7 protein-coding genes and 2 pseudogenes are annotated in these 6,754 nt (G+C 66.2%); 4 read left to right on the forward strand and 5 right to left on the reverse strand.

Features of this window, described 5'->3' with window-relative positions; all coding sequences use genetic code 11:
• From AC2VOG_RS14695 to AC2VOG_RS14705, 3 genes and pseudogenes are all read right to left on the reverse strand, one after another.
• Window positions 1-284 (reverse strand): acyl-CoA dehydrogenase family protein (locus AC2VOG_RS14695; protein WP_486940626.1); only part of this gene is annotated, 284 nt, incomplete at its 3' end.
• A 63-nt stretch (window positions 285-347) separates the two neighbouring features.
• A pseudogene (locus AC2VOG_RS14700) lies at window positions 348-1,400 on the reverse strand (acyl-CoA dehydrogenase family protein); the annotation flags it as partial.
• A complete protein-coding gene (locus AC2VOG_RS14705) occupies window positions 1,400-2,641 on the reverse strand; it encodes a cytochrome P450 (RefSeq protein WP_486940620.1) in 1,242 nt (413 codons plus the stop codon). The pseudogene AC2VOG_RS14700 and the gene AC2VOG_RS14705, both read right to left, overlap by 1 nt.
• A 121-nt stretch (window positions 2,642-2,762) precedes the next feature.
• Between AC2VOG_RS14705 and AC2VOG_RS14710 the strand changes: the two genes are divergently transcribed.
• The 3 genes from AC2VOG_RS14710 to AC2VOG_RS14720 are packed head-to-tail and all read left to right on the forward strand — an operon-like array spanning window position 2,763 to window position 4,769.
• Window positions 2,763-3,926 carry a steroid 3-ketoacyl-CoA thiolase gene (locus AC2VOG_RS14710; protein ID WP_486940621.1) on the forward strand — a complete coding sequence of 388 codons (1,164 nt, stop codon included), beginning with the start codon at window positions 2,763-2,765 and terminating at the stop codon, window positions 3,924-3,926.
• Window positions 3,927-3,931: 5 nt separating this feature from the next.
• Complete coding sequence (locus AC2VOG_RS14715; protein WP_486940622.1) at window positions 3,932-4,306, forward strand: nuclear transport factor 2 family protein; 375 nt, start codon at window positions 3,932-3,934, stop codon at window positions 4,304-4,306.
• A 10-nt stretch (window positions 4,307-4,316) separates the two neighbouring features.
• Window positions 4,317-4,769 (forward strand): nitroreductase family deazaflavin-dependent oxidoreductase, encoded by a 453-nt coding sequence (locus AC2VOG_RS14720; protein ID WP_486940623.1) that lies wholly within the window; start codon window positions 4,317-4,319, stop codon window positions 4,767-4,769.
• Between the two features lie 50 nt (window positions 4,770-4,819).
• On the opposite strand, the gene AC2VOG_RS14725 is transcribed toward AC2VOG_RS14720, so the two are convergent.
• Together AC2VOG_RS14725 and AC2VOG_RS14730 are read right to left on the reverse strand one after the other, a co-directional pair.
• A complete protein-coding gene (locus AC2VOG_RS14725) occupies window positions 4,820-5,725 on the reverse strand; it encodes an SDR family oxidoreductase (RefSeq protein ID WP_486940624.1) in 906 nt (301 codons plus the stop codon).
• An 11-nt stretch (window positions 5,726-5,736) separates the two neighbouring features.
• Window positions 5,737-6,522 carry an SDR family oxidoreductase gene (locus AC2VOG_RS14730; RefSeq protein WP_486940625.1) on the reverse strand — a complete coding sequence of 262 codons (786 nt, stop codon included), beginning with the start codon at window positions 6,520-6,522 and terminating at the stop codon, window positions 5,737-5,739.
• A 77-nt stretch (window positions 6,523-6,599) separates the two neighbouring features.
• Between AC2VOG_RS14730 and AC2VOG_RS14735 the strand changes: the two are divergent.
• A pseudogene (locus AC2VOG_RS14735) lies at window positions 6,600-6,754 on the forward strand (enoyl-CoA hydratase); the annotation flags it as partial.

The raw sequence follows: 6,754 nt of genomic DNA on the forward strand, positions 1-6,754 counted from the left end.
ACCGGACCGACCGTCTGCAGCGTCACCGCGGGCAGCGGCACGTCGGCGCGGTGCGCCTCGTTGACGAAAATCGACTGCTCGACCGGGCCGAAACCCAAACCGCCGAACTCCTTCGGCCAGCCGACGCCCAGCTTGCCGTCTTGGCCCATCCGCCGGATCACCGCACGATAAGCCTCGTTGTGGCGGTCGGATTCCATCGCCTTCATCTCGTCGGCCGAGATCAGGGTCGAAAAATACTGCCGCAGTTCGGCTTGCAGCTGGCGCTGCTCCGAGGTCAGGTCGATGAACCTTGCGCCCGGTTTGGGCTGGCTCGGCGACGACGCGCTGCTCCCGACTGTGCCGCGCTCGCGAGCGCCGACCAGATCGAGTCGATGCGACGGTCCGCCCAATAGCCGGGTCAAATCCTTGATCGTGGAGTAGTACCGGTGCATCGGATAGGTGATGTCCATCCCCATCCCGCCGTGCAGGTGGTGGCAGATCTGCATCACCCGCGGCGCCTGCGACGTGATCCAGTAGCCGAGCACATCGAGATCTTGGCCGGCGTCGAGGCCCTCACCCAGTCGCCATATCACCGAGGTCGATGCCAAATCGATTGTTCGCGAGGCGATGTAGACCTCGGCGAGTTGCGCTGCGACCGTCTGGAAGGTTGACAGCGGCCTGCCGAACTGCTCCCGGTGAGCGACATAGTCGGCGGTCAGCCGCAACGCCCCGGCAACGAGGCCCGCGGCGTAGGCGCCGATCGCAGCCAGCGCAAGCTGATTCACCCGCTGGGCCGTCGCCCCGACGAGCACATCCTCGTCGGCCACCGCGACATCTGAGAACGTGACTACGTACTCCTCGGTCCCGCTGGACGTGGGCGTCTTGGTGATCTGCACACCGTCGGCCTTCGGTGACACCACCACGACCGCGCTGTCCGCGGTAACCAGCATCCCGTCGGCGCTTTGGGCATATCCCACACCGACTTTGGTGCCCGACAGCCGACCGCCGGCGAACGTGGTCGCTGGAAGATCCGGAAGCGCGGTGCCGGGCTCGTTGAGTGCCGCGGTGAGCACCGATCCCTTCGCGACACCAGCGAGGTAGCGGTCTTGCTGCTCGCCGGAAGCCAAGTCCAGCAGCGGAATCGCACCGAAACCGAGGGTGGCCAACGCCGGGCTGATCAGGCCGTGCCGGCCGATCTCGGTCAGCGCCGTGGCGATCTCCGGCAGGCCGACACCGTCGCCGCCGGCGCGCTCGGGCACCGGCAAGGCCGTCACACCACCGGCGACGAGCGCGTCCCAGCCCGGGTTGGATGCGCCCGGCTCCTCCCCGGCTCGTATCGTCGCCGAGCTGAAATCCCGGTCGAGAACCGAGGTGACGACGTCGGCGACCGCCTGCTGCTCTGGGTCCGGCGTGAAATCCATCAGGCGCTCTTGCCGGAGTAGTCGACCTGCCAGTGCTTGATGCCGTTGAGCCAGCCCGACCGCAGCCGCTCGGGCTCGCCGATCGGCGTGAGATCGGGCATGTGGTCGGCGACCGCGTTGAAGATCAAATTGATCGTCATCCGGGCCAAGTTGGCGCCGATGCAGTAATGCGCACCGGTCCCGCCGAAGCCGACGTGCGGATTCGGGTCGCGAAGGATGTTGAAGGCAAATGGATCGTCAAAGACCTCGTCGTCGAAGTTGGCCGAGCGGTAGGACATCACCAGCCGCTGACCCTTCTTGATCTGCACGCCACCCAACTCCAGATCGTCGTTGGCGGTGCGCTGGAAGGCGCTCACCGGCGTCGCCCACCGGACGATCTCGTCGGCGGTCGTGGACGGCCTTTCCTTCTTGAAAAGCTCCCACTGATCCGGGTTGTCGGCGAACGCGATCATGCCGTGGGTGATCGAGTTCCGAGTGGTCTCGTTGCCGGCCACCGCGAGCATGATGACGAAGAAGCCGAACTCGTCGTCGGAAAGCTTCTCACCGTCGATGTCGGCCTGGATCAGCGTGGTGACGATGTCGTCGGTCGGGTTTTGGTTGCGCTCGGCCGCCATCGCCATCGCGTACATGATCAGTTCCATCGACGACTGCGCCGGGTCGACGTCGGCGTATTCGGGGTCCGTGCCGCCGGTCATCTCGTTGGACCACCGGAACAACTTGTCGCGATCTTCCTGCGGCACCCCCAGCAGGCCGGCGATGGCCTGCAGCGGAAGCTCACACGACACCTGTTCGACGAAGTCGCCGCCGCCCGCCGCCGCCGCTTCTTTGGCGATGTTCTGGGCACGCTGGGCCAGCTCAGCCTCGAGCCGACCGATTGCTCGCGGGGTGAACCCGCGGGCAATGATCTTGCGCAGCCGGGTGTGGTGCGGGGCGTCCATGTTGAGCATGACGCTGCGCTGCAGTTCGACCTGCTCGCGCGTCATCTCCGGCGGCCACGTCGGGATCGCGCCGTTCTGCCAACTGGAGAAAACGTCGCTGCGGCGCGAGACCTCCTTGACGTCGGCGTGCTTGGTGACCAGCCAGTAGCCGTTGTCTTCGAACCCTCCGCAGCCGTCGGGAACGCTGACCCAGTGGACCGGGTCGGACTGGCGGAGCGCGGCGAGTTCGTCCACCGGAAGTCCGGCCAGGTTGACGTCCGGATCGAGGAAGTCGAAGTCGGCCGGGATGCTGAGGGGTGCCATATCGGGATCTCCTGAACTACAACGTGTTCTAGTGCCAGTAAAACATGCTCTCACCGCAGACCAAAAGGTGCGCACGCATCGTCGCTTGTCAGAGTAATGAAACGTGTTCTAGCCTGACCGCATGGGTAACCCGGTAATCGTTGAAGCCACTCGTAGCCCGATCGGCAAGCGCGCCGGCTGGTTGTCCGGACTGCACGCCACCGAGCTGCTAGGTGCAGTTCAGAAGGCCCTCGTGGATAAGGCCGGTATCGATGCCGGCGAGGTCGAGCAGGTCATCGGCGGCTGCGTGACGCAGTACGGCGAACAGTCCAACAACATCACCCGCGTCAGCTGGCTGGTCGCCGGGCTGCCCGAGCAGGTCGGCGCCATGACGGTGGACTGCCAGTGCGGCAGCAGTCAGCAGGCCAACGGCCTGATCGCCGGCCTGATCGCAGCAGGTGCCATCGACGTCGGCATCGCGTGCGGCATCGAGGCGATGAGCCGCGTCGGGCTAGGCGCCAACGCCGGCCCCGACCGTGGCATCCTGCGGCCCGCGTCGTGGGACATCGACCTGCCCGACCAGTTCACCGCCGCCGAGCGAATCGCCAAGCGTCGCGGCATCACCCGCGAAGAGATCGACCAATTCGGTTTCGACTCGCAGCGCAAGGCCAAGCAGGCCTGGGCCGAGGGCCGCTTCGACCGCGAGATCAGCGGCATCGAGGCGCCGGTGCTCGACGAGAACAAGCAGCCGACCAGCGAGCGGCACATCGTCAGCAAGGACCAGGGTCTGCGCGACACCACGCTGGAGGGCCTGAGCCAGCTCAAGCCGGTGATCGAGGGCGGCATCCACACCGCGGGCACGTCGTCGCAGATCTCCGACGGGGCGGCCGCGGTGCTGTGGATGGACGAAGACAAAGCGAAGGCACTGGGCCTGCGGCCACGGGCCCGCATCCTCAGCCAGGCACTGGTCGGGGCCGAGGCCTACTACCACCTGGACGGACCGGTGCAGTCGACGGCGAAGGTGCTGGAGAAGGCCGGGATGAAAATGGGCGACATCGACATCACCGAGATCAACGAAGCGTTTGCCTCGGTGGTGTTGTCCTGGGCGCGGGTGCACAACCCGGACATGGACAAGGTCAACGTCAACGGCGGCGCGATCGCACTGGGTCACCCGGTGGGCAGCACCGGCAGCAGGCTCATCACCACCGCGCTGCACGAGTTGGAGCGCACCGACCAGACCACCGCCCTGATCACCATGTGCGCGGGCGGGGCGCTGTCGACCGGCACCATCATCGAGCGGATCTAGCGCCGGTGGCGGTGTCTGACGCGGAGCGCATCGCAGCGGCGCAGTCCTACATCGACGCGCTGGCCAGCCACCGCGGCGACGATGTTCCGTTCGCGCCGGACTGCGTTCGTTTCGAAATGGGTATCAAAACCGGTCTTTCCGGAAATCACCTGCGCCGCAGCCTGAATCGCGGCCCGCAGTTCCGGCTCATTGCGCAATGCACGCCGCCGAGATTCGAAGTCGACGGCGACCGGGTACGGGCACAGTTCGATGTGATCACCAAGGGATCGCTGGCCGGATGGCGGGTTTGCTCGCACGTCGACGAGACGTTTCTGATCGTGGATGGCAAGATCCGCCACATCAACGCGCAGTTACGTCCGTTCATTCAACACCGCCGATAAGGAGCCTCGGATGCCCAATCCGCCGCCCGCACTCAATTCCGCCGGCACCGGCGTCCTCATCAAATGGATGTCACGCATCAACACCTTGGCCTACAAGGCGTCCGGCGGGAAGGTCGGCGGCTCGTTCCTGCAAGGCGCGCCGGTGGCGCTGTTGACCACCATCGGCCGTAAATCCGGGGAACCGCGGGTCAGCCCCCTGCTGTTTCTGCGCGACGGCAACCGCGTGGTGCTGGTGGCCTCGCAGGGCGGGCGGGCCAACAATCCGATGTGGTACCTGAATCTCAAGGCCAACCCGAAGGTGACGGTGCAGATCAAAAAAGAAGTTCTGCGGCTCACCGCCCGCGACGCCACGGAGGCCGAACGCGCGCAGTACTGGCCGCAACTCGTCGCGATGTACTCCTCGTTCGAGGACTACCAGTCCTGGACCGACCGGGTCATCCCGATCGTCATCTGCGACCCGTAACGTCGGTGTGGACCGGCTGGCCTACCAGTCGACATTCATTCGAACCGAGATCAGGCGCCGTACACCGGAACCGGCGGCCGTGACTTGGCCAGCAGATCAGCGACGACCGGACCCAACTCGGCGGGATCCCAGCGGGCCCCCTTGTCGATCTGCGCGCCGTGTGCCCAGCCTTCGGCGACGCGAATCTTGCCACCCTCGACCTCGAACACCTGGCCGGTGATGTCGCGAGATTCGTTGCTGCCCAACCACACCACCAACGGCGAGATGTTCTCCGGCGCCATTGCGTCGAAGTCGTCGTCCTGGGTGGACATCATCTCGGCGAACACGGTCTCGGTCATCCGGGTGCGGGCCGACGGCGCGATCGCGTTGACCGTGACGCCGTAGCGGCCCATCTCGGCGGCGCCGACCAAAGTCATCGCCGCGATACCCGCCTTGGCAGCGCTGTAGTTGCCCTGGCCGACGCTGCCCTGCAGACCCGCGCCGGAACTGGTGTTGATGATCCGCGCGTCAACCGTTTTTCCTTCTTTGCTCAGGCCGCGCCAATAGGAGGCAGCGTGTCGCATCGCGGCGAAGTGACCCTTGAGGTGGACCGCGATGACGGCGTCGAACTCTTCTTCGCTGGTGTTGGCCATCATGCGGTCGCGCACGATGCCGGCATTGTTGACCAGCACGTCGAGACCACCGAAGGTGTCGACGGCAGTCTGGATCAGCGCGGCGGCTTGGTTCCAGTCCGCGATGTTGGAACCGTTGGCGACGGCTTCGCCTCCGGCAGCGGTGATCTCGTCGACCACACCCTGCGCCGCGCTGCCGCCGCCGGCCGGTGAGCCGTCCAGGCCCACACCGATGTCGTTGACGACGACGCGGGCGCCTTCGGCGGCGAACGCCAAGGCATGCGCCCGCCCGATGCCGCCGCCCGCTCCGGTGATGATGACCACGCGGCCGTCGACTAATCCCACTGCTGACTCCTTTACTTGACCGAGCTTGCGTTGGTGGTGGCCAGATAGGGTGGCGGCTCGCCGCCGCCGTGCACCTCGAGCGAGGCGCCGCTGATGTAGGACGCCGCGTCCGAGGCCAAAAATGCTGCGGCCCAACCGACATCGGCGGGTGTCGCAAGCCGGCCGAGCGGCACGTTCTTCGAGATCGCGGCGATCGAGTCGGCGTCGCCGTAGAACAGTTCCGACTGCTCGGTTTCGACCATCCCGACGACGCAGGCGTTCACCCGGACCTTCGGCCCCCATTCCACCGCGAGCGTCTGGGTGAGGCTTTCCAGGCCGGCCTTGGCCGCGCCGTAGGCGCCGGTGCCCGGTGACGGCCGGCGGCCGCTGAGGCTGCAGATGTTGACGATCGCCCCCCCGCTCGACTGGTCTTGCATGACGTCGTTGGCGTGCTGGGCGACCGACAGCGCGCCGAGCAGGTTGAGTTCGATGATCTTGCGGTTGAATTTCGCGCTCGCGTCCGCGGTCATGACGAACGGCGAACCGCCGGCGTTGTTCACCACCACGTCGAGGCGCCCGTGCGTGTCGGCGATCGCGCCGATCATGGCCTTGACCGCGTCGTCGTCGCGGATGTCGCAGGGGTGGAATTCGTAGGGCAGGCCGTCGACCTGACGCCGAGCGCAGGTGACGACGGTGGCACCCTGCGCGGCGAAAACGCTGCTGATCCCGGCGCCTACCCCTCGAACGCCGCCGGTTACCAGCACGACCCGGCCGGTGAGCCCGAAGCTGAACACGGGGCCTTCGTCGGCGTGAGTCACTGTGCTAGCGTACCAAGCAAGTGCTTGCTTCCCTAAATCTCCCCTGTCGCCCCCCAAAGAAGTGGTCGAGGATCTCGATGACAATCACGTCGCGCACCGTCGAACCGGGGATAGTCGCGGTCACCGTCGACTACCCGCCCGTCAACGCCATCCCGTCGCGCGGATGGTTCGAACTCGGCGAGGTCCTGACCGCCGCCGGCAACGACCCGACCACGCACGCGGTGATCCTGCG

This window comes from Mycobacterium sp. TH-M11, assembly GCF_057473725.1.